The organism is Chitinophaga deserti (genome assembly GCF_003149455.1).
GTDB classification, from domain to species: Bacteria; Bacteroidota; Bacteroidia; order Chitinophagales; family Chitinophagaceae; genus Chitinophaga; species Chitinophaga deserti.
This window is the reverse complement of the sequence record NZ_QFFK01000004.1, coordinates 142,147-163,769: the sequence shown is the minus strand read 5'-3', so window position 1 is coordinate 163,769 and position 21,623 is coordinate 142,147. Positions and strand designations below refer to the sequence as shown.

Sequence of the window (21,623 nt, the reverse complement as noted above, 5' to 3'; positions counted from 1 at the left end):
CACATTAAGATACCCGACTAACTTTATTTCAATTAATATTTGTTTAATTAAGTTTAATTTCTACTTTTAGGAAGTTTCAATTCCATTACGTTTTATTTCCACGAACAACTGATAACAATGACCACTTTAGAAAAAGCAGGCATTCCACGCCAACTCATCTGGGGCTACCTCGGTGTAATGATCTTCATGATGGGAGACGGTATTGAGCAGGGCTGGCTAAGCCCATACCTGATCGATCACGGCATGACCATTCAGCAATCCGCCACCCTGTTTACCGTTTATGGCATCACCATCGCCATTTCCGCATGGTTCTCCGGCGTAATGGCCGAAGGATTTGGCGTGCGCCGCACCATGGCCCTCGGCTTATTATTGTATTGCCTCGGTACCGTAGGCTTTGTAGGCCTGGGCATGCCGGAGCTGAATGTACCCGTAATGCTGTTTACCTACGCCCTCCGCGGCTTCGGGTACCCGCTTTTCGCATATTCCTTCCTGGTATGGATTGCGTATAGCAGTCCACAGCAGCAGCTCGGCCGTGCAGTAGGCTGGTTCTGGTTCGTATTCACAGGCGGCCTCAATGTACTGGGTGCTTACTATTCCAGCTGGGCCATCACCAAGTTCGGGCATCTCAATACCCTGTGGACCTCCCTCTTCTGGGCACTCCTCGGTGCAGTACTCGCCCTCCTGCTCAACCGCAGCAAACCTGCGCGGCAGTCAGACGGTGGTTCCAAAGTACAGGAACTCATTAAAGGGCTTACCATCGTGAAAGAAGAGCCCAAAGTATTGCTTGGCGGTATCGTTCGCATTATCAATACCACCGCTCAATTCGCCTTCCCCGTTTTCCTGCCCATGTACATGGCAAGGCATGGATTCGATACCACGGAGTGGCTCACCATCTGGGGCACCATCTTCACCTCCAATATCATTTTCAACCTCATTTTCGGCTTCGTGGGCGACCATTTCGGCTGGCGCAACACCATCATGTGGTTTGGCGGCGTAGGCTGCGCACTCAGCACATTACTTTTCTATTACGCCCCGCAGATCTGGGAAGGCAGCTACTGGGCAGTGATGCTGGCAGGTATACTCTGGGGTGCACTGCTGGCGGGATATGTTCCCCTCACCGCACTTGTACCCTCGCTGGTGAAGAAAGACAAAGGCGCCGCCATGGCCATTCTTAACCTTGGGGCAGGACTTCCGGTGTTTGTAGGACCCGCCATTGTAGGGCTCTTTATCGGCAGTGCCGGTGAAGAAGGTGTGATCTGGATCCTGGCAGGACTATACATCATCAGTGCCATCATCACCCGTTTCATCACCCTTCCCAACAACGCAAAAACCATTCACTATACACAACCCGCAGAAGCAATTCAATCTATATAGCATGCGCATTTTAATCACAGCACCTTACCATCAGCAAGGCATTCAGGAAGTAGAGCAACTTTTCGGAGAAACCGTGTACCGTCCATGGAAACCTCATGGCCGCGCCTGGAACGAAAGTGAACTGATTCAACTGCTGGCAGAATCCAAAGCTGATGCGCTCATCACGGAACACGACCATGTTACTGCCAAAGTGATAGAAGCATTCCCGAAACTGCAGTTCATAGGCGTATGCCGCGGTACCCCCAGCAATGTGGCCGTTGCCAAAGCAACATCCCTCGGCATCCCGGTACTCTTTACCCCTGCACGTAACGCACAGGCGGTAGCAGAAATGTTCATCTCCAACGTAATCATGCTGCTGCGCAATACCATCCCGGGGATCGACTGGCTGAAAGGCCGCAACTGGCAGGCCGGTGCACACGATTCTTATCTGCACTTCAAAGGCAATGAACTGGCAGGCAGAACCGTGGGTATGGTGGGCTTTGGTGCTATCGGACAGCTCATTGCAGGCATGATCCGGAATTACCCCTGTAATATCCAGTTCTTCGACCCATACGTAACGGAATACGACCCTGCTTATACTAAACTCAGCCTTGAAGAACTCTTCGCTACCAGCGATGTGGTATCAATTCATCTGCCTGTTACCGAAGAAACGAAGAACATGATCAACAGCAGCGTATTGACATTGATGAAAAAAGACGCCATTTTTGTGAATACCGCCCGTGCGGCTGTGGTGAAAAGAGAAGATCTCCTCGCGGTACTGGAAACCAGGGCTATCCGCGGCGCCGTACTGGATGTGTTCGACAACGAACCGCCGGATGAGACCGATTACCGCATCATCGACCAGCCGCATGTAATTGCCACACCGCATATTGCAGGGGCAACGTTTGAAGTAGAAGATCATCACGTAGCCATCATGAACAAGGCCCTTACGCAGTGGTTCGCCAACGGAAACCGGCAGATACGCGAACTGGCTAACAGACAAATCCTTCCAACTCCCGTCAATGGTTAAACAAGACGCATACATCATAGCAGACATCGGCACAGGCAACGTGCGCGTAGCCATCGCCACTCCCGGTGGACAGGTACTCGGTGTATCCCGTGAAGACATCCGGTACGAAAAGGACCCGCTTTATCCAGACGCATTGCACTTTGATCCTGATGCCCTCTGGCAGCAGATTCTCCGCCTTGCAAAGCAGACCCTCGCTACAGCGCCCCATGCGGAGATTCGCGCTATTACCGCAACCAGTCAACGCGAAGGCATCGTACTCCTCGATGCAAAAGGCAAGGCCCTCACAGGCCTTCCCAACATCGACCACCGCGGCCGGGAATGGGAACCCATCCTCAGTGATAAAAGCCGCGTATATCAGCTCACCGGCCGCTACCCTACTTCACTGTTCTCCGCTTTCAAACTGGTGGGCATCCGTGAAAGGAAACCCGCCATCTGGGAGCAGACCGCTACTTTCCTCAGTATTTCAGACTGGGTGGAATACCAATTCTCCGGCATCGCCAAATACGAACACTCCCAGGCTTCAGAAACCCTCCTGTTCGATGTGGCACAACAGCAATGGAGCGATGAGCTCTGCGCAATGTTCGGCCTGCAGGCTTCCCTCCTGCCGTCGTTACGCACTTCCGCTTCCATATTGGGACCTGTAAGGCCCGAAGTGGCAGGCGATCTGGGAATAGCTCCTGCAGCCATCGTAATCGTTGGCGGCGGAGACACGCAGCTGGCCATAAAAAGCACGCGGCCGGCGGTAGATGACATGGTCATCGTTTCCGGCACCACCACTCCCATCGTTAAACTCACCGGGGAATATACCCTCGATACCGAAGAGCGCACCTGGACCAGCAGAGACATTGTGCAGGAACGCTTTGTATTTGAAGCAAATGCAGGCGTTACCGGCCTCAACTACCAGCGCCTGAAAGAAATCTTTTATCCCAACGAAGGATATGATGTGATCGAAAAGGAACTGGCAGACAACCGGCATACCTTCTGCATGGCCAGTCTGGGTTCCCTGCTGGCCGATGAAGAAGTATCCCTCACGAGGGGCGGCTTCATCTTCCCCGCACCCGTGTCTCACCTGCTTACGCGCGGCTCTTTTGTATGGGCCACGATGGTAGACATTGCCTGCTCTATCGTGAAGAACTACAAGATCCTCGCGGAAGTAGCAGGCCACCAGCCCGATTACATCTGGGGTTGCGGAGGCGGACTGCAAAGTCTCACCCTCCGGCAGCTGATCGCCAACCTCACCGGCAAAAAGGTACAGATGCGTACCGGTTTCCAGCAATCCTCCGCAGTAGGCGGTGCCCTCATCTGTAACGAGGCACTGGGTATAGACGGACAGATGGATGCCGCCATTGAAACTGTGCATCCGCAGGAAGAAGCGCATTATGCCGCTATTTATGCGGAATGGGAAAAAACGCGGGATTACTTCAGGAATATGAACTAATCCGCCACAATAACAGCAATCATTCATGGAACATACTTTTATCGGACTGGACGTGGGCACTCAGGGCGCCCGGGCCATTCTCACGGATGAACATGGCCATATGCTGGCATCGCATAGTGAGCACTTTCCGTTAAGCGGGGCCTCACGGGAGGAGCAATCGCCTGATGAATGGTGGGCTGCCTGTGAAAGACTGCTTACCAGGCTCCTGCAGCAGCCCGCTGCCGCGAAGCTCCGTGCTATAGGGGTAACCAGCACTTCCGGCACCATCATTCCTATTGATGCAAACGGTCAGCCCCTCCACCCAGCTATCATGTACAGCGACGGGCGGCAGGCAGAAGAAGGGAAGCGCTGTAAAGCCCTTGCGGAAAAATACCACCCGGAAGGCTACACGGCTTTCAACACCACGAGCGGCTTACCTAAAATGGTATGGTTCGCGGAACAGTTCCCGGAAAAGGCTGCACGGTTATATAAATTCATTCACGCTGCAGATTTCATTACCGGTAAACTGACAGGCAACTTCAACGTCACCGACTTTACCAATGTGTTAAAATCCGGGTACGACGTAGCAAACGAACGGTGGCCGGAATATATTTGGGGCCATTTACCACTTAAAAGCGAATGGCTGCAGCAGGTTATACCCTCGGGAGCACCCATCGGAGAAGTAACCGTAAAGCTGCCCGGAATGCCCGATAACGTAATTGTTACGGCAGGGATGACAGACGGCTGTGCTTCGCAGATTGCTTCCGGTGCGGTTACACCCGGCGCCTGGAACACTACCATCGGCACAACGCTCGTAGTGAAAGGGGTAACGGAAAAGCCTGTACACGACCCGCTTGGCAGGTTATACAACCACCGCCACCCGCAGGGGTACTGGATGCCGGGCGGCGCCAGCAATACCGGGGCAGACTGGATACCGAAGCATTTCGGAATCAACCTGGAAGAACTTAACCAGCAGGCCGCAGCACTCATTCCCACAGGGAAATTGTATTGGCCCCTGGAGCAGGCAGGTGAGCGTTTCCCGTTCATAGCACCGCAGGCAAAAGCATTTGCCGCAGCAGACCTGGAAGGCCCGGAGAAATTCGCGGCTGGTATGGAAGGTGTGGCTTACATCGAGAAGATGGCATATGAGATGATCGAATCGCTTTCCGGGGAAACCGTGAAAGCAGTTTACACAGCAGGTGGCGCCAGCAACAGCAGTCTCTGGCTCAGGATAAGGGCATCTGTACTGGGAGTGCCCGTTCATAAGATGCAGGAAGTAAGCGGTGCCGCAGGGGCGGCTATCCTTGCCGCCTCACAAACGCATTATAGCAGCATCATTGAAGCCGCAGCAGCCATGGCACACATCGAAAAAACCATTCTGCCGGAATCAGGCCTCACCGAAGCTTATAAAGAAGGTTACCAGTTATTCAGGGAAAAATTGAAAGACAAAGGATATGCTTAACGTTTACCTCCTCCGCCACGGACAAACCGCCTGGAACGCAGACAATAACCGCTATTGCGGACGTACCGATATTCCGCTTACCGCCAAAGGTATCTCGCAGGCAGAGGCTGTTCGCGATCAGTTGAAAGACATCGCTTTCGACGGGGTGTACTCCTCCCCGCTGGAACGTGCTTTCATGACGGCTAATATCGCATCGGGTGCTTATGTCAGCAAAGATGAAAGGTTGATTGAAGCCGACTTTGGCGCATGGGAACATAAAACCAAAGAGGAATTCATTGCAGAAGCGCCTGAACACTGGCACAGGTGGATGGAAGATCCCTACCGCTTCCGCGCTGGCGGTACCGGCGAAAACGGGAAAGAGATCGTGGAGCGGGTAGATGCCTTCTTCCTCGATATACACCGCAAACATCCCACAGGTAATATTCTCGTAGCCGCACACAATGGCGTCAACAGACTATACCTGTCTTATAAACTGGGCATGCCCCTTCGTAATTACCGGATGCTGGTACAGGAGAACGCTTCTGTCACCATGTTCACCCTCGATACGGATGGCGCCTTCACCTTACAACACCTCAATGCCAAATTCTGACAGCATGAAAAGAATCCTCTTCTGCAGCGCAATACTTTGCTGCGCATTCGGCTCCTTTGCCCAATCCGGCCTGCATGTGCTGAAGATAAAAAACGCGAAAGAGCTCCGCTCCTTCTTCAAATACACCGGCAACGATATTCCTTTCGTAAGCGGCCATCGCGGCGGCATCAACAAAGGCTTTCCGGAAAACAGTATTGAAGCACTGGAAAACACCCTTAAATACACACCTGCCACTTTCGAGATAGACCCGCGCCTGACGAAAGACAGCGTGATCGTTCTCATGCACGATGCCACCCTCAACCGCACCACAAATGGTACCGGTAAAGTAGGTGATTATACCCTTGCCGAACTGAAACAGCTCCGCCTGAAAGATGTAGAAGGTAACCTCACTGATTTCCGGATTCCCACACTGGAAGAGGCTATCAAATGGGCACGCGGCAAAACCGTGCTCATCCTCGATAAAAAGGATGTTCCTTTCCAGATGACGGCCGATATCATCCGTAGAAACAAAGCGGAAGGCCATGTAATGGTAACTGTTCATTCCGCTAAAGAAGCAAAATGGTATCACGAGCGCAATAAGGAGATCGTATTCGAAGCCTTCGTAAAAACACAGAAAGCGCTGGAAGAGTATGAACAGGAAAACATCCCCTGGTCGCATATCATGGCCTATGTTGGCCCGGATAATAAACCTGAGCTGAAGCCGCTGTATGCCAACCTTAACAAACGGGGCGTTATGTGCATGATATCTGCTGCCCCTACTTACGACAAGCTTCCGGATGCAGCAGAACGTGCCAAAGCTTACCGCGCGGTGATAGAAGGCGGCGCCAGTCTTATTGAGGCCGACCGTTCACTGGAAGCCGGAGAAGCCATTAAAACGCTCGTTCCCGCCAAAAGCCCGAAAAAGAAATTCTTTATCATAACGAAATAAAGGGGGGACCGGCTTTTTTATTCCCGGGACTGAACAATCCGGCATTAAATTGGGTAAATTGAAGGAAACAAGCACCACCCCCTATGGCAATCATCATTCTTATTCTGATTACCCTGATCGCAATCGAGCATTTGTACATTCTCTGGCTCGAAATGTTTGCCTGGACCACCAAGGCGCCCAAAGTATTTAAACAGATCCCCAAAGAAATGTTCGAACCTACCAAAGCGCTGGCGGCCAATCAGGGGCTGTATAATGGCTTTCTGGCAGCCGGCCTCATCTGGAGCGTATGGATCCACGATCCTGCCTGGCAGCAGCATGTGGCGGTATTCTTCCTGTTGTGTGTGGCCGTAGCAGGTATTTACGGAGCTGTCACCGCTACAAAACGCATCTTCTTCGTGCAGGCGCTTCCTGCATTAATTACCCTTTTACTGATTTGGGTGCTGTAACTGCGCAACGCTCTCACGGTACTTCTTCCGGAACCAGTACATGGCCAGTGCGGTACCCAGCAAACCAATCACTCCTGCTATCTTCACCAGTCCGGTATAGAAATCCAGCCAGTTGACTTCCAGCCGGAACACGGTTTTGGTGAGCATTACGGCTACGCTGCCAAGGTACCCGAAGGAGTCTGCGATATAGATGAGGAAACCTACGTTCCCCGTAAATCGGAACGCGGCAATGAAGCGGTCGAACAACAAACTGTTGAAAGGAATATACACCATGTAGAGGCCCAGTCCCGCTATGAGCATCCAGGCATACATACCCAGCTGTCCGGCGGAGAAGAGCATAGCCCCGCAAAGCGTGAGTGCAAAGCCTGCCAGCATGATCCACTGGGTAACAAAGAAAGCACGGAAATTATGCTGCAGCCAGCTCATGGCAGCGATCATAATGAGGATAACGATGGAAATTAGGCTTTCTGTACCTGCGAATACACCCGGCTGAAAGGGTTCTCCTGAAGAGCGCCACATATCTGCCATGAAACTGTCGCGCACTTCGCGCAGGATGGTAACAAGGATATAAACGATCACCAGCAGCGTAATCCCCGGCCAGAAGCGCTTTAATAACGCCCTGCGGTCTGCAGCAGGCATTGGCAACCTTTCCATCCGTTGTGCTTTATCATCTTCCCCCGGAGGCGGAATCTTCTCCAGCAGCAATACAAATACAATGAGTGCCGGCATAAAAATACAACCTACCACGAAGGGCATTCCGTATTCACTTATCCCCCATCCTTCCATTACCCATTGGGCCACACTCTTGGCAAGGCCCGATGCAAATATGAAGCTCACGGCCAGTGCGGCACTGATCATATCCGTTGTACGGCGCCCCTCGATGTAAGAAAATACCACACCCCACAACATCCCCAGCGGAAAACCATTCAGGAAAAGGCACCACCAGTTATAAGGCGGCGGCACAATGGCAAAGAGTGCCCATGCCATCCAGGCTGCTCCTGTAAGCCCCAGTATCAGCCAATGCCGGTTCTTCCGTTGTAATCCGGCAATAAAACGGATGCCGTAAAACTTACTGAGCATATAGCCAAATACCTGCGATACTACCAACACCGTTTTGTAATCCATACCCCAAAGCGTATGCCCCGCAAAAGCCCCTACGTTAAAGGCTTTCCGGAAAGAAAAGATGGCGGTATAAGCGCAGAAGGCGGTAATGGCAGCGAAGGCCGCAACGCCCAGTTCCCGACGGGTAAATTGCATGTACGGAATATACGGCGATTAAGTGGAAATGAAAACAGGGCCGCCTTATGGACAGCCCTGCTTTGTTCTACATTTCCGGATAGAGACACCTTATTGCCCCAGCTTCACCACTTTAATGACCTGGCGCACGTTAAACTGAATGATTTCGATGTAGTAAAGTCCCGGCTGGTAATTGCTTCCCAGCGTTACGGTGCTGTTAGGTGCAAGTCCCTGACGGGCTTCCACCTGCTGACCTGCACTGTTGTACACACGGATATTGATGGGTTGCTGCGATTTGCTTACCAGCACCAGCACAAACTGATGGAAGGAAGGATTCGGCAACACGGTAGCGGCAAGTCCATTACCATGCGTCCACGGTTTGTTGGACGGCACCAGTACATAACTGGTCTGAACGCTGGAACGTCCTGCAGTATCGGTTGCAGTAACCGTAATCGTATACACCCTTCCGTTGCCAAGCGGGTTACGCTGCGCGCGGAGCTTCACAGTGTTTTCATTCACCACTTCCCAATCCGGGCTGCCGGAATCAGGCTCGTTGCTGGTAATAGTCACCGTACGTTGCACAGGACTGCAATCCGTCACCGTATAATCCAGGCCTACGGTAATCATTTTATTGTTAGGCGTTTGCAGCAATGCAGGTGAAGGAGTGATTTCGCTCAACTGCGGCGGCAGGGTATCTTTCAGCTGAACGAACATCGAAGCAGTATCAGACTTCCCGCCAAGGTTGGTAGCGATAAAGTGTACCGGATCATTGTGCCTTACGAGGCTGCCCGGAACAGGATACTGCTCAATGGTTACCCCTTCAGGATTATCCACCATAACGGAATCGCGGTAATCGGGTATGGGGGCACTGCAGTCTGCATCTCCAAAGAGCCACTGGTTACCCGGGCCCTGAATAGTGGGCGCAAGGTTAGCTGCCAGCGCGGAGCGGCTGCTTTCATTGTGATAACGGTCGAGCGCCGTTACAGCATAATAGTAGGTAGTGCCGGGTAAAGCGGAAGTATCCGTATACCCGATGGAATCAACCGGCGTTATAGCCAGCAGCTGGTCTACCGAGTTGGTATCTATTTGTGGTGATGTGGAACGATAGATGGCGAACTGACGCGCGCGGTTCTGCTGATCCTGCGGATCTCCGTTATGCCACCAGAAGAGGCGCACATCATCACCTGTTTGTTCTGCAAATAATCCGAAAGGTGCAGCGGGAGCGATACTGTCGCGCCACTTCATAGCTGGCAGCAATGCAGGTTTCGCATACATAAACAGGCGCAGGGAGTCGCGGAAGCCTTTGCGGGTATTAACACGCATGCTGGTAGTGTTGTAAACAGACTGGCCATATACATTGGCATGACTGCGGTTCATCCTGATCTGGCGGGGTATCTGGGTGGAGTCTGTCCATCCTGCACCGGCAGCCGCATCACCCATTTTGTATCCGGCGAGGCCGATGTAAATATGGCGGCCTGCTGCCTGATTATTCCACCAGGGTACGATTACACCATAGTTGGCACCCGGTTGCCCGATCCACCAATATACCTGTGGCATGATGTAATCTACCCAGCCTTCCTGCAGCCAGCGTTTGGTATCTGCATAAAGGGTGGTGTAGTGTTCCAGTCCTGCAGTAGGTGACCCGATTTCAGGATTGGTGCTGTTGCGGTAAATACCCGAAGGACTCACACCGAATTTCACCCAGGGCTTGATGGTTTTAACGCTGTCATATACCCGTTGAATGAGGAGGTTCACGTTATCTCTCCGCCAGTCATTTTTCACGGTAAACCCACGCGGATAATCCGCAAAGGTGGCAGAGTCGTTATAAGGCGCGGTGCCTGCGGGTGCGTTAGGGGGATAGAAGTAATCATCGAAGTGGATACCGTCCACATCATAGCGGCGCAGGATATCGGTGATCACTGCGGAGATGTGATCACGAACGGGTGGCAGTCCGGGATCCAGTACGCGGAGGGTACCCTGGCTGAGGAGCCATTCCGGATGCGCTTTAGCTACGTGGGTAGCTGCGAAGCCGGGCAGGTTGTTGGAGTTACCTACGGCGCGGTAGGGATTGATCCAGGCGTGGAACTCCATGCCGCGCTTATGGCATTCTTCGATGGCGAAAGCCATGGGGTCCCAGAAGGTGGAAGGCGGGGCGCCCTGAGTACCGGTAAGGTCGGCAGACCAGGGTTCCAGTTCACTGGGGTACATGGCATCGCACTGACTGCGCACCTGTATGTACAGGGCATTGAGGCCTGTGGCACGGTGATGATCGGCAATGGCAATGAATGCAGCCCTTTGCTGGGCAGGTGTTTGTGTCTTATTGGGCCAGTCGATATTCAGGTAGGTAGCCACCCAGGCGCCGCGTAGTTCCCTTTTGGGAGGCGACTGCGCAAGGGTAACGGCCGGTAAAAGGCTGCAAAGCAGCAGGACGCGTAAAATTCCAGGCATAGCAGGGGTTTTGGTTGATGTAAAAGAATAGGTTTCCTTATAAGAGCAATTCATCAACCTCAACCGTTACTCCTTTCTAAAAAAAGTGGCGGTATTAAAACCGTCATTCAATTCACTTAATAATAAAGCCAAAACACGTTAATATAATATCAGAAACGCGCATTTAAGCACACATATGAACTTTATTCAATTAACTGATAATCAACTCACTGTACTATCATCTTTTAGTCAAAGTTCGGCTGGGGGTGGTTTGAACTGAGGGTTGACTGAAGGATGACCGAAGGATGACCGAAGGATGAGCGAAGGATGAATATTGGCAAAAAGGGCTGATTCTGGTAGGATATTAACTGCATGGATAAGCCTTGCGGAATGTAAAAGGCCGCTCCGGGAAGGGAACGGCCGCTGCGGCAAAAACCGGCAGTTATCGTGCTCAGTTCTTTTGATTTTTCACACGGCATCAGGGCAGCCGGGCAATCTTTCCTGCCAGGGCCGCATTCAGGATATGGCCATTTGTAACCTCCCATATGGCATCCTGGGCAACGGCAAGACTATGCACATCGGCCAGGGATTTGCTCTCCAGCGTCATTAAAAGCGCCTGAAGATCGTAGTTCCCGGATACAGGACCGAAACGGTAAGGACCTTCCGGCCCAGGTGTGGGGATAGACTCGTTCAGCCCGAACAGGTCGAGGTGATAAGCAACCACAGCTCCCGCAGGTACCGTAAGTACAACCGGCCGCGCCAGTAAAGCATCGTTGGAACGGTCGTACTTATTCAGGAATACCAGTCCGGCAGGCAGCGTCACTTTCACATCTGCTGCGGTATGATTGCGGAGGCTGAAGCGAAGGCGTACTAAGCAGCCATCGCCATAACGCTGAACCTGGTGTGCCGTTTCACAGGAGCAGTCCAGAGCGTCGTGCCCTTTCATGGTACGCTCTACAAGTGAGATACCTGCAGGCAGGCGGAATACCTTCCCTTCGATATGAAAAGGCCTGGTGGCCGTAGTAGTCTCTTTTACGGGAGCCTGCACTGCAGCGGGATGTTTCATCCGGCTGGAACGCTTGCCTGCAGCGGTTGCGAGCAGGATCAAGGGAACGATTGTAAGGAATAGCAGGGTTAACTTTTTCATGATGTTGTTTTTGTCGCCGCAAAGATAGCACCCCTCCCCATCCCGCTGGTACGGGAAACGGATCAAAAACTACGGGAAACGGATTCATGCTATACCACCTCAATATATTTTTCTTTCAATACATTTTGAAAGTTCAATATCATCATATACCTTTGATCTGTCAAACAACAAAACTATGAATACGCTGGCTTACCTCGTTTATGGCTGCATCACAGGTTTTGTCACCATTTGGGTGGGCTGGATCTTTTACCGCAACGGGCGTGCCTTCATCCTCCACCTTTTGCAGAATAATGTATCATTAACGGATGCCATCAACCGCCTCCTGCTCACCGGGTACTACCTCCTTAACCTGGGGTATGCTGCAGTAATGATCAGTACCTGGGAACGGGTGGAGAACTGGACGGGGCTGCTGACGAGCGTAACGGTGATGACGGGCCGCATCATCCTCACACTGGCATTCATTCATTACTGCAACATGGCGGCCATTTACTACATCGGCAAAAAACAACAAACAATACCTCATTCCTAAATCCACTTACCATGACGACCAATTATCACTTCCTCGCCTATCTCGTATACCTGCCGGCGGTTATATTCCTCACCTGGTTTGTAGCGCGCACGCTTTTCAAAAACAGTAAAGTGTTTATGCTGGATATTTTCAACGGCAAGGCAGAGATCGCCCTGTCTACCAACAAACTGTTCGAAACAGGCTTCTACCTCCTGAATCTGGGATGTGCTTTTTACATCATGACCATCGGGCGGGAAGTGGCTACACAGCAAACGATGCTGGAAGTACTGAGCACCAAACTGGGCGGCTTCTGCATCTACCTGGGCGTTATGCTGTTCTTCAACCTGTACCTCTTTTTCCGCGGCCGCCGTATCAGCAAACAACGGGCACAGCATACGCAGGTACTGGCTGCCATGCAGCAAATACCGCCCGCACCCTGACCCGTCCTTTCATCCCTATACCCTGCCGGAAGCGCTGCCATAGCAGCTTCCGGCTTTATCATGCTGGCAAAACCGTATTTGTGGCGGATTTAATGATGAATCGTGCCCGCAGTGCCGGATTTATGCTTATCTTTACTTTTTACCTATATTAAAAAGCATATATACATTGTATTTTCACGAATTTGATTTTGACGATGATCTGTTGGATGGTATAGATGCGATGGGCTACAAAACCGCTACACCGGTTCAGGAACAAGTTATCCCCGTCATTTTATCCGGCCGGGACCTGATCGCCTCGGCACAGACCGGCACCGGTAAAACGGCCGCTTTTCTGCTTCCCACCATTCAGAATCTTCTCACACATACGCACGACGACCATCAGATCAATTCCATGATCATCGTTCCTACCCGGGAACTGGCCGTTCAGATCGCACAGGCACTCGAAGGCATGTCTTACTACACCAACATCAGCTCTATTGCGGTGTATGGCGGTGGCGACGGTGCATCTTTCGCCATTGAGAAGAAAGCACTTTCCACCGGGGCCGATGTGGTTATCTGCACCCCCGGCCGCATGATCGCCCACCTCAACATGGGCTATGTTAAACTGAAGGGCCTGAAATATCTCATCCTCGATGAGGCCGACCGCATGCTCGACATGGGTTTCCACGACGATATCGAGAAGATCATTTCCTTCCTCCCGAAAGACAGGCAGACCCTCCTTTTCTCCGCTACCATGCCGGATAAAATGCGCAAGCTCGCCCTGAAAATCCTCCAGGATCCCATCCAGGTGAATATTGCCATTTCCAAACCGCCGGAACGCATCAAGCAGGAAGCATTTGTGGTTCATGAAGAGCAGAAAGTGCCCCTCGTTAAACACATCCTCACCAGCCGCCCGAAGGAAAGCGTAATTGTTTTCTGCTCCCGCAAGCAGAATGTAAAAACACTGGCAGCAGTGCTCCGCCGCGCTAAATTCGCTGTGGAGGAAATACATTCCGACCTCGAGCAGGACCACCGCGAGCAGGCCCTTCTGAATTTCAAGAACAAACGCTCCAACGTACTCGTGGCTACAGACATCCTGAGCCGCGGTATCGATATCGAAGATATTGACCTGGTGATCAACTACGACGTACCGAACGACGGGGAGGATTACATCCACCGCATCGGGCGTACGGCACGTGCCGCTACAGACGGTACCGCGTATACATTCATCAGTCCCAAGGAACAGGGCCGTTTCTCCCGCATCGAAGAGCTCCTGGGCCACGCGGTTGTAAAAGCCACTGTGCCCCCCGAGCTGGGACCCGTTCCCGAATACACCCCCAGATCCCGCAAATCAGGCGGTGGAGGTGGCGGAGGTGGTCACCGTGGCGGCGGACCTCCAAGAGGCGGAGGAGGAGGCAGAAAAGGCCCTTCCCGTAACGGAAATAACAAACGCAGTAATAATCGCCCCGCGCAACAAAAAAAGCCATAAGATCAGATCTTATGGCTTTTTGCTTTATTGTCCCCTACAGACGTGCTTTATTCAAAAACTAACTTCACGATCCTGTTGGCAGGGCGGCCGTCGAACATATCGAAATTCCCCACCATCATTACCGCTTTCTGACCCTGTACAGGCAGTATCTCCGTCACCGAACCATTGTCTGACGCGGTGGCATACCGCAGGCCGCCAATGGTATTGTATGTGGGATGCACCGTACCATCCGCATTCAGCACAATGAAGTTATTGCGCGTGAGGTTCCCGAACTTCCGGAAAGTACCTGTGAGAATGATGGCACCATTTGGCAGCAGGCCGATCTGGTCGATCTTGTTACCATCAGGCCCCGCACCCACGCTAAACCCGGGATCTACCGCACCATTAGGCATAATCCTCACCACTCTGTTGGCCGACACCCCGTTAAAGCGGTTGAAGCCCCCTGCCACGATGATCTTCCCGTCGGGCTGAATGTAGAAATCATAAATCAGCAGATCGGCACCGGAACCGGGATTGAAGGATGCATCCAGTGTACCATCCGCATTCAGGCGGGCGATACGTGGTGCAGGCTGTCCCTGGTAAGTGGTGAAGTTACCCGCAATGAGAATTTTACCATCCGGCAGTACTTCCGATTTGTAGATACGCCCGTTCACGGTATTGAGGCCACGATGCTCCTGGAGGTCGTAGTTCCAGGATGTATCCAGCACCCCGTCGGGATGCAGGCGGATCATATGCTGTACAAAAGTGGAATCCAGATGCATGGAATCCAGCCCGATGCTGGAGGTAAGGTTGTAATTGGGCTTCACATAGTAACGGAAATCCCCTACCAGCAGGATCTTCTCGTCGGGCAGTACGTGCATGTTGTACACGGTACCACGAACGCCCCCAGCCAGTGAAGAGCCTACTGCCATGTTTTGCGAAGGCAGTTCGATCAGCGCAGAGTCATTTGTTCCGTTAAAGTTAAGCCGTGCAATACTGTACACGTTCTGCGTACGGGCATAGCGGTTGAAGTATCCTGCCACCAGGAACTTCTGCTCGTTCTGCAGGTAAACGGCGGCATTCACATCGCCCTGCGGGCCGGTTTGCCATCCGTACTCGAAATCGTTATCGAGCTTACCGTCAGACAATACGCGGGCCATACGGTTAACACCGCCGGTCTTATTGGCATTGTCGTAGTTATTGAAACGGCCGGCAATGAGCCACTTCCCGTCATTAGCTGCAATGATGGTGTTGATCATGGCGTTGGCACCCCGCAGGCTGGGAAACACGGTATCCATCTGCAGCGGACCGAACACATTGTAGAACGGGCCGTAATAGAATTCATCACCTACTTTGGCATTGATGTTACCGGAGCTGGCGAATGCAGGAACACGCACCTTAACGGCGGAGTCCGTCACTTCCAGTATCTCGGCTTTTTCGCCGTTGAAGGAGATTTCCAGTTTGTCTTTATGCTTGAGGAACCCTGTTCCGCGTACGAGAACTTCATCGTTCACAAAGCCTTTGGCAGGGCGTACAGCGTTTTCCGCGAAGATGATGGAAGCCAGTACCGGATCCCCATATGGGTTCCGCCCGTCGCTGTTCACCGTTTCCCTTGTGCAGGCTGCCATACCGGCGATCATCACCAGCGACAGCATTCCCAGATATATCTTGTGTGTCATGAGTGTTAGGTTATTCATTGGTCCTTAAATAATCAAGCGCCACGCGTCTGAATTCACCGCCGCGGAAGCCGAGCACATGCAGGTAAGTAAGCGCATGTATCACGCCATTACGGGGCTGTATGTCGCTGGAAGCTACACGTACGTTACTGTTATTACGGAAATCCCTGGGGTCGAAGGTTACATCGGTCAGGTAGAGAATCCTGGGACCGATGGCTTCCACACCGCGGTAATTCGTGTATTCGAGGCCGATGTTCAGGATGTATCCGTTCAGCATGATATAGTTGATGCCGGGGAATGCACGGATATTATCACGCGCCATCCGGGGGAACGATCCTGCGAGGCGTTTGCCGCGAAGGATGTACATGCTGATAAACTGTTTCCATACTTCGGCACCGAGGTCTTCCATTTTCACCGAATCTTCCTGGTTCATGAAGCGCTGGGCGTTGAGATCGTCCATCGCAGCTTTAATGGCGTCGTCAGTAAAGGCGAAGAAAGTAATGGTATCATTGGTAAACATGTCTTTCATGCCTGCCAGGTCAATGATATGTTTTACACTGTCGAAGTACAGTGTTTTCTCGGTCAGGTAATCGTATATAGTGCCGTTATAGATCGGGTTGGCAAGGCCTCCGTCTTTATAGTATTCATCCTTTTTGCAGGAAGAGAACAGCATGCATCCGGCAGCCAGGAACAACATGCAGGCGAATATTTTTTTCATACTCATCATGTTTGTCGGGTTATTGTGCCCAATAGGCGGTTTGGGTGATCTTTGGGTTCTTGCGCATGGCGGAGATGGGTGTGGGCCATGTCCAGGCGCCACGGTCAAATTCATCCTGCGTAAGTACATTCTCACATTGGGAGATATCGGTTACACGGCCGGTGCGAACGAGGTCGTACCAGCGATGCCCTTCACCCCAGAGTTCTTTTACCCTTTCAAGGAATATCGCATCCTTCAATGGCTGGCCACCGGCGCCCAGGTAATCGGAAGCCTGTGCACGGAGCCTGATCTCATTAAGCAGGGTACGTGCGCCATCATCATCACCAATATTGGCAAGTGCTTCTGCACGCAGCAGCAGCAGGCCGGCATACCGGAAGATGATCATGTTGGCATCGAAGCGGCGTGCTACGGGGTCAGACACACTGGAGAATTTCAGGAACATCTGCGACTGGGGATTCACCGTATTATACGGATCATCGAACCAAAGGGTGAACCGGTTGTCGGATTCCCCGGGAGGGTACATGATATCCATGTATTCCCGCTTAATGGTGATCTCACTGCCCAGGCCGCCGTACAGGTTGGTAGCGGTGCCAAGGATGGGCTGGTGAAGTACCCACTGGGCAAGGAAGTTACCGGTTACGTTGCCATAGTTCACATCCATGGAAATTTCCCAGATCCCTTCTTCGGAACGGCCCTTGAAGATGTCGTGCATGGTTTCTTCCGTATAGGGCAGCAGTTTATATACCCCAAGGTCCATCACTTCCTTACAAGCGTTAGCAGCATTCCGGTTCAGCTCTTCGGCGCGGGCTTTATCGAACCCGGCCTGCCACATGTACATGTGCGCGATGAGGGTAAGCGCGGCCCCTTTGGTTGCACGTACGGCCCGGTAAGTAGGGTCGTTGTAAGCAACGGGGAGCACCTGAGCGGCTTTGCGAAGGTCTATGATACAGGAATCCAGAATCTGCACCTGGTTCATTTTCGGCTTCATGTCTATCTCATAGGGTGAGAACTGGAAAGGCACGTTACCATAGTTCTGCACAAGGCAATAGTAAATAAAGCTCCTGACGAACCGTGCTTCCGCTACCAGCTGCTCTTTTTGCACATCGCCTATCTGGTCGGATGTCATTCCGTTGATCCTTACCACCGCCAGGTTAGCCGATGCAATAGACCGGTACCAGGTTTCCCACGATTCACGGGGCACATTGGTACCGTCGGTACCACTTACCAGTGAGCTGCGGAGCAGGTTCTGGGAAATGGCCCTGAAGTTGGTCTTATTCCAGAAATCATAGTTCCCGGGGCGGAAGTCCGCAAAGTTGTACTGTATACATTTGGTATACTGGTCACGCATCTGGGAATAGGCTGCGTTCACACCCATCTGGGCGTCATCGGCGTTTCTCCAGTAATCTGCCCCCGTGAAACGGTCGTTGGGCTTAACGTCCAGGAAACCCTTACAGGCGCTCAGTCCGGCTCCCGCAACAATTCCTGCTATACACCATATTTTAAACCACCTTTTCATAATCAGTTTTTTTCTTCGTTAGAACTCGGCTGTAAAACCCGCGGTATAACTCCGCGCGGAAGGATAGCCATTGATGTTGTCGCGGCCCAGCTGGCTCACGTTTTCCGGGTTCGGGCCGGAATAGTTGGAGAAGATGGCTACGTTGAATGCAGTGGCATATGCACGCAGCGAACGGAGCTTGGCTTTCTTCATGAATGCAAAATCGCGGAAGGTATAACCCAGCGTGATCTGGTTGATCTTGAAGTAAGACCCGTCTTCTTCCCAAAGCGTCTGGTCTGCTCGGAATGGCTGGATCTGTCCGTTCCTCCATACATAGTAAATGTTGGGATACTTGGCTTTATCGCCCGGGTTCTTCCAGTAATCGATTTTGTCGAGGTCATAGATGTTCACAGAACCTCCCAGCTCTCCGCTGTATTCGATATTCGCCGGTTGTGTGAGCTTCATGAGGCGGGCAGTCATGGCCGTGTTCATGATGGTACGCTTGGCGAGGTACGATGCGTAAATGTTCAGGGAGAAGTTCTTGTAGCTCCAGGTATTGGAGAGACCGCCAACGATCAGCGGCTCAGGGTTACCGGAAATCATATTGTCGTCACGGTCATCGAGGAAGTAATCCCCGTTCACGTCACGCCACTGCGGATCGCCTGCCTGGAAGTAAGTAGTACCATTACCACGGCCGGTTTTGTAACGCACACCACGGATGGGGTCTACCGGCACTTCACTATTGTACTGGTAAATACCTTCTGTCTGGTAGATGTAGTTGCTCATGGGGTTGCGGCCCACTTTGCGCGCGAGGTCAATGTAGAAGGGACCGCCATCGTTGTAGCGCGACATCTGAATGCCTGCGGGCAGCTCTGTGATCACACTCCGTGCAATAGCTCCGTTTACAGACACGTTCCACTGGAAACCACCCGCTTTTGCGGATGTAAAAGGCCGTGCTGATATCACCATCTCATGACCATAGTTCACGATGGCGCCACCGTTCACCTGGATCCTGTTATAAGCGCTTACGTCAGACAGGAACTGATCCTGCAGGATGTTGTAAGACTTTTTGAAGTAAGTGTCGTAAGTAACGCTGAGTTTGCCTTTGAGCACGCTCGCATCAAACCCGAAGTTGTACTGGAAAGCCTTTTCCGACTGCAGGTACGGGTTGGGCATAATACCCCAGTCAGGCCCGATGGCGGGGTTGTTGTTATAGTCGGAGTAAATGCTGTAGTAGCCCAGGGAGTTCACACGGGTAGAAGCCGGGCGGCTGTTGATACCGTAAGAAGCACGGATAGAACCGTAATCGATGAAGTTCAAATCCTGGAAGATGGATTCCTTGGTAAAGTTATACCGCACACCGATAGACGGGTTAATGGAATAACGGCTCTGGGTACCGGAGTTGGAGTTACCATCTGCACGGTATGAGAGGTCAAGGTTATACTTGGTCCGGAAGTTATAGGAGATCACACCGGCATAAGACAGTGCGTGGAAGGTGGCGCTTTCATGCGTACCGTTCACGTTATGCCCTGTGGCGTTATTCCACGGGTTACCGGGATAAAAGCGGGGGCTGTAGCCACGGGGGCCCCAGTAGAAATCACTCGGACCATTCCGCATATCACGGATATGATCTTCCCGCTCCTTGATATTGGCTTCGGTAAACACACTCACCAGCAGGTTGTGCGCTTTCTCACTGTTTTCGGGATTGGTGGTGAAGTTGTAGACAAGACCGTTACGTGTGTTCAGCTCTCCCCTGCGGGAAACGAAACCATAGATCATTGTCTGGTTATTGTTACTGAAGGCCTGGTTGAAACGGTCGCGGGTATCGGTGTAGTAGTCGTAAGACGTGGCTGAGGTAAGCCGTAGTCCTTTGAGTACTTCATATTCCACGCTGAGGTATGAGCGGATGTTCACGGTGTTGTTATCATCTACGTTCTCGAGATAAGCTCTCAGTTCTGGGAACTCCAGGAAGTGCGAGGGGCCGGGCAGCAGGGAGCTGGAGAAGGCGTTACCCGCACCGTTACCGGTGAGACCGCCACCATTACCACGCTGCTTCTGACCCAATGCACCAAAGAGCTGGCCACTGATACGCAGCCTGTCGTTGGGCTGCAGGTTCAGCTGCATGTTGGCCGTGTATTTATTGAAACCGGTGTTCTTGATAATACCCTGGTTCATCTGGTAAGCGAGGTTGGCTTTATAGTTCATCTTCGCATTACCGCCACTGATCTGCAGGTTATTGTTGGAGTTGATGGTTTTCTGGTAAAACAGCCCCTGCCAGTCGGTACTGTTATTGTAAAAACCGTTCAGACTGTCTGTGATGAACTGGGCAGTAGCCAGCTGAATCTTGGCAAGGAAGTCGTATTCACTGTAATTGAGGATGGTGAAGGTACGGAAGTCCCTTTCGAGGTTACCACCCCATACTGGCCGCAGTTTAGGCGGGGTATTGAGGAAGATGCTGTTGTTGAAGTTGATGATGGGAACGGCAGAGTTACCACGGCGGGTGGTGATCACGATTACACCGTTGGCGCCACGGGAGCCGTACAGAGATGCGGCCTGCGCATCTTTGAACACTTCGATGGACTCGATATCTTCCGGGGGCAGCAATGCCAGCGGGCCAGTAGCGGCACCGGGCTGGAGCATAGACTGGTCGATGCCGCCATCATAGTCGATGGGTACGTTATCGATCACGAGCAGCGGGTTGGAGCTGGAGAGGAAAGCCTCATCGCCACTACCGGTAACGTTCAGCTGGGAGATACCGCGGATATTGATGGAACCGCCGAAGCCGGGGGCGCCACTGATATTCTGGATATTCATCCCTGCCACCTTACCCTGCAGCAGTTGCTCCAGGTTGGCTACAGGTACATCCTGGATATCCTTCTTATCGATCATGGATACGGCGCCGGTTACAGAACCCTTGCTGCGGGTGGTATACCCTACAATCACGGACTCCTTCAGGTATTTCTCGGCGGGAGCCATGGTGAGGTTGATCTCTGCTTTGTTGGCTTTTACGGTTTTATCTTCATAACCGATAAAACGGAAAAGCAGGGACCTGTCAGATTCTATGCTTACAGAATAGTTACCATTTTGATCTGTAATGGCGATTGCCTTTTTGAGGGTGGCGTCGAGGATGCTGACACCGGGGATGCCGGAATGCGACTGCGCATCCGTCACCTTACCCTTGATGGTGATCTTTTGCTGCGCCAGGGCGATGCTGCCTGCGAAGAGCAGGAAGACCGTACACAGCGCCATCGCTTTTAGATATATATTTCGCATATCAGTTTCTTTTTTACTTGGTGTTTACGAT

At 52.2% G+C, this 21,623-nt stretch carries 17 protein-coding genes; 10 read left to right on the top strand and 7 right to left on the bottom strand.

Annotated elements, in window-relative coordinates:
* Positions 1–117: 117 nt before the first annotated feature.
* The 7 genes from DEV76_RS10470 to DEV76_RS10440 all read left to right on the top strand — a co-directional run bounded on the left by DEV76_RS10470 (position 118) and on the right by DEV76_RS10440 (position 7,225).
* On the top strand, positions 118–1,374 hold the full coding sequence (locus DEV76_RS10470) for an MFS transporter (RefSeq protein WP_109697854.1): 1,257 nt from the start codon (positions 118–120) through the stop codon (positions 1,372–1,374).
* A gap of 1 nt (position 1,375) precedes the next feature.
* On the top strand, positions 1,376–2,383 hold the full coding sequence (locus DEV76_RS10465) for an NAD(P)-dependent oxidoreductase (protein WP_109697853.1): 1,008 nt from the start codon (positions 1,376–1,378) through the stop codon (positions 2,381–2,383).
* Positions 2,376–3,821: an FGGY-family carbohydrate kinase gene (locus tag DEV76_RS10460; protein ID WP_109697852.1), complete on the top strand. Its 1,446-nt coding sequence runs from the start codon at positions 2,376–2,378 to the stop codon at positions 3,819–3,821. The genes DEV76_RS10465 and DEV76_RS10460 overlap by 8 nt, the downstream gene beginning before the upstream one ends.
* A gap of 25 nt (positions 3,822–3,846) precedes the next feature.
* Positions 3,847–5,262, top strand: a complete 1,416-nt coding sequence (locus DEV76_RS10455; RefSeq protein ID WP_109697851.1) for an FGGY-family carbohydrate kinase — start codon at positions 3,847–3,849, stop codon at positions 5,260–5,262.
* On the top strand, positions 5,255–5,851 hold the full coding sequence (locus tag DEV76_RS10450; protein WP_109697850.1) for a histidine phosphatase family protein: 597 nt from the start codon (positions 5,255–5,257) through the stop codon (positions 5,849–5,851). Before DEV76_RS10455 ends, DEV76_RS10450 begins: the two co-directional genes overlap by 8 nt.
* A gap of 4 nt (positions 5,852–5,855) precedes the next feature.
* The gene (locus tag DEV76_RS10445; RefSeq protein ID WP_109697849.1) at positions 5,856–6,779 is read left to right on the top strand and encodes a glycerophosphodiester phosphodiesterase family protein; all 924 of its coding nucleotides are present in this window, start codon (positions 5,856–5,858) and stop codon (positions 6,777–6,779) included.
* A gap of 83 nt (positions 6,780–6,862) precedes the next feature.
* Positions 6,863–7,225 (top strand): DUF1304 domain-containing protein, encoded by a 363-nt coding sequence (locus DEV76_RS10440; protein ID WP_109697848.1) that lies wholly within the window; start codon positions 6,863–6,865, stop codon positions 7,223–7,225.
* On the opposite strand, the gene DEV76_RS10435 is transcribed toward DEV76_RS10440, so the two are convergent.
* The 3 genes from DEV76_RS10435 to DEV76_RS10425 all read right to left on the bottom strand — a co-directional run bounded on the left by DEV76_RS10435 (position 7,205) and on the right by DEV76_RS10425 (position 12,035).
* Positions 7,205–8,482 carry a DUF5690 family protein gene (locus DEV76_RS10435; protein WP_232826923.1) on the bottom strand — a complete coding sequence of 426 codons (1,278 nt, stop codon included), beginning with the start codon at positions 8,480–8,482 and terminating at the stop codon, positions 7,205–7,207. The two genes, DEV76_RS10440 and DEV76_RS10435, sit on opposite strands and share 21 nt — an antisense overlap.
* Before the next feature lie 90 nt (positions 8,483–8,572).
* A complete protein-coding gene (locus tag DEV76_RS10430; protein WP_198652022.1) occupies positions 8,573–10,909 on the bottom strand; it encodes a family 10 glycosylhydrolase in 2,337 nt (778 codons plus the stop codon).
* Between the two features lie 457 nt (positions 10,910–11,366).
* A complete protein-coding gene (locus DEV76_RS10425) occupies positions 11,367–12,035 on the bottom strand; it encodes a hypothetical protein (protein ID WP_109697846.1) in 669 nt (222 codons plus the stop codon).
* A 175-nt stretch (positions 12,036–12,210) separates the two neighbouring features.
* Here DEV76_RS10425 and DEV76_RS10420 point away from each other — a divergent pair, with 175 nt between their 5' ends.
* The 3 genes from DEV76_RS10420 (at position 12,211) to DEV76_RS10410 (ending at position 14,451) form a co-directional block, all read left to right on the top strand.
* Positions 12,211–12,564 carry a hypothetical protein gene (locus DEV76_RS10420; protein WP_109697845.1) on the top strand — a complete coding sequence of 118 codons (354 nt, stop codon included), beginning with the start codon at positions 12,211–12,213 and terminating at the stop codon, positions 12,562–12,564.
* 11 nt (positions 12,565–12,575) lie between these two features.
* Positions 12,576–12,983 carry a hypothetical protein gene (locus DEV76_RS10415; RefSeq protein WP_109697844.1) on the top strand — a complete coding sequence of 136 codons (408 nt, stop codon included), beginning with the start codon at positions 12,576–12,578 and terminating at the stop codon, positions 12,981–12,983.
* A gap of 166 nt (positions 12,984–13,149) precedes the next feature.
* A complete protein-coding gene (locus tag DEV76_RS10410) occupies positions 13,150–14,451 on the top strand; it encodes a DEAD/DEAH box helicase (protein ID WP_109697843.1) in 1,302 nt (433 codons plus the stop codon).
* Between the two features lie 47 nt (positions 14,452–14,498).
* On the opposite strand, the gene DEV76_RS10405 is transcribed toward DEV76_RS10410, so the two are convergent.
* Genes DEV76_RS10405 through DEV76_RS10390 form a run of 4 tightly spaced genes read right to left on the bottom strand, consistent with a single transcriptional unit; the run spans position 14,499 to position 21,592 of the window.
* Positions 14,499–16,109 carry an IPT/TIG domain-containing protein gene (locus tag DEV76_RS10405; RefSeq protein WP_198652021.1) on the bottom strand — a complete coding sequence of 537 codons (1,611 nt, stop codon included), beginning with the start codon at positions 16,107–16,109 and terminating at the stop codon, positions 14,499–14,501.
* A gap of 10 nt (positions 16,110–16,119) precedes the next feature.
* On the bottom strand, positions 16,120–16,824 hold the full coding sequence (locus DEV76_RS10400) for a hypothetical protein (protein ID WP_157962822.1): 705 nt from the start codon (positions 16,822–16,824) through the stop codon (positions 16,120–16,122).
* A 19-nt stretch (positions 16,825–16,843) separates the two neighbouring features.
* Positions 16,844–18,340, bottom strand: a complete 1,497-nt coding sequence (locus tag DEV76_RS10395) for a RagB/SusD family nutrient uptake outer membrane protein (RefSeq protein WP_109697840.1) — start codon at positions 18,338–18,340, stop codon at positions 16,844–16,846.
* An 18-nt stretch (positions 18,341–18,358) separates the two neighbouring features.
* A complete protein-coding gene (locus DEV76_RS10390) occupies positions 18,359–21,592 on the bottom strand; it encodes a SusC/RagA family TonB-linked outer membrane protein (protein ID WP_109697839.1) in 3,234 nt (1,077 codons plus the stop codon).
* Positions 21,593–21,623 lie beyond the last annotated feature (31 nt).

Coding starts and splice junctions, on each gene's coding strand:
- DEV76_RS10470 (WP_109697854.1), top strand. CDS start 118: ATGACCACTTTAGAAAAAGCAGGCATTCCACGCCAACTCATCTGGGGC.
- DEV76_RS10395 (WP_109697840.1), bottom strand. CDS start 18,340: ATGAAAAGGTGGTTTAAAATATGGTGTATAGCAGGAATTGTTGCGGGA.
- DEV76_RS10390 (WP_109697839.1), bottom strand. CDS start 21,592: ATGCGAAATATATATCTAAAAGCGATGGCGCTGTGTACGGTCTTCCTG.
- DEV76_RS10400 (WP_157962822.1), bottom strand. CDS start 16,824: ATGAAAAAAATATTCGCCTGCATGTTGTTCCTGGCTGCCGGATGCATG.
- DEV76_RS10440 (WP_109697848.1), top strand. CDS start 6,863: ATGGCAATCATCATTCTTATTCTGATTACCCTGATCGCAATCGAGCAT.
- DEV76_RS10420 (WP_109697845.1), top strand. CDS start 12,211: ATGAATACGCTGGCTTACCTCGTTTATGGCTGCATCACAGGTTTTGTC.
- DEV76_RS10405 (WP_198652021.1), bottom strand. CDS start 16,109: ATGACACACAAGATATATCTGGGAATGCTGTCGCTGGTGATGATCGCC.
- DEV76_RS10425 (WP_109697846.1), bottom strand. CDS start 12,035: ATGAAAAAGTTAACCCTGCTATTCCTTACAATCGTTCCCTTGATCCTG.
- DEV76_RS10465 (WP_109697853.1), top strand. CDS start 1,376: ATGCGCATTTTAATCACAGCACCTTACCATCAGCAAGGCATTCAGGAA.
- DEV76_RS10430 (WP_198652022.1), bottom strand. CDS start 10,909: ATGCCTGGAATTTTACGCGTCCTGCTGCTTTGCAGCCTTTTACCGGCC.
- DEV76_RS10460 (WP_109697852.1), top strand. CDS start 2,376: ATGGTTAAACAAGACGCATACATCATAGCAGACATCGGCACAGGCAAC.
- DEV76_RS10445 (WP_109697849.1), top strand. CDS start 5,856: ATGAAAAGAATCCTCTTCTGCAGCGCAATACTTTGCTGCGCATTCGGC.
- DEV76_RS10450 (WP_109697850.1), top strand. CDS start 5,255: ATGCTTAACGTTTACCTCCTCCGCCACGGACAAACCGCCTGGAACGCA.
- DEV76_RS10415 (WP_109697844.1), top strand. CDS start 12,576: ATGACGACCAATTATCACTTCCTCGCCTATCTCGTATACCTGCCGGCG.
- DEV76_RS10435 (WP_232826923.1), bottom strand. CDS start 8,482: ATGCAATTTACCCGTCGGGAACTGGGCGTTGCGGCCTTCGCTGCCATT.
- DEV76_RS10455 (WP_109697851.1), top strand. CDS start 3,847: ATGGAACATACTTTTATCGGACTGGACGTGGGCACTCAGGGCGCCCGG.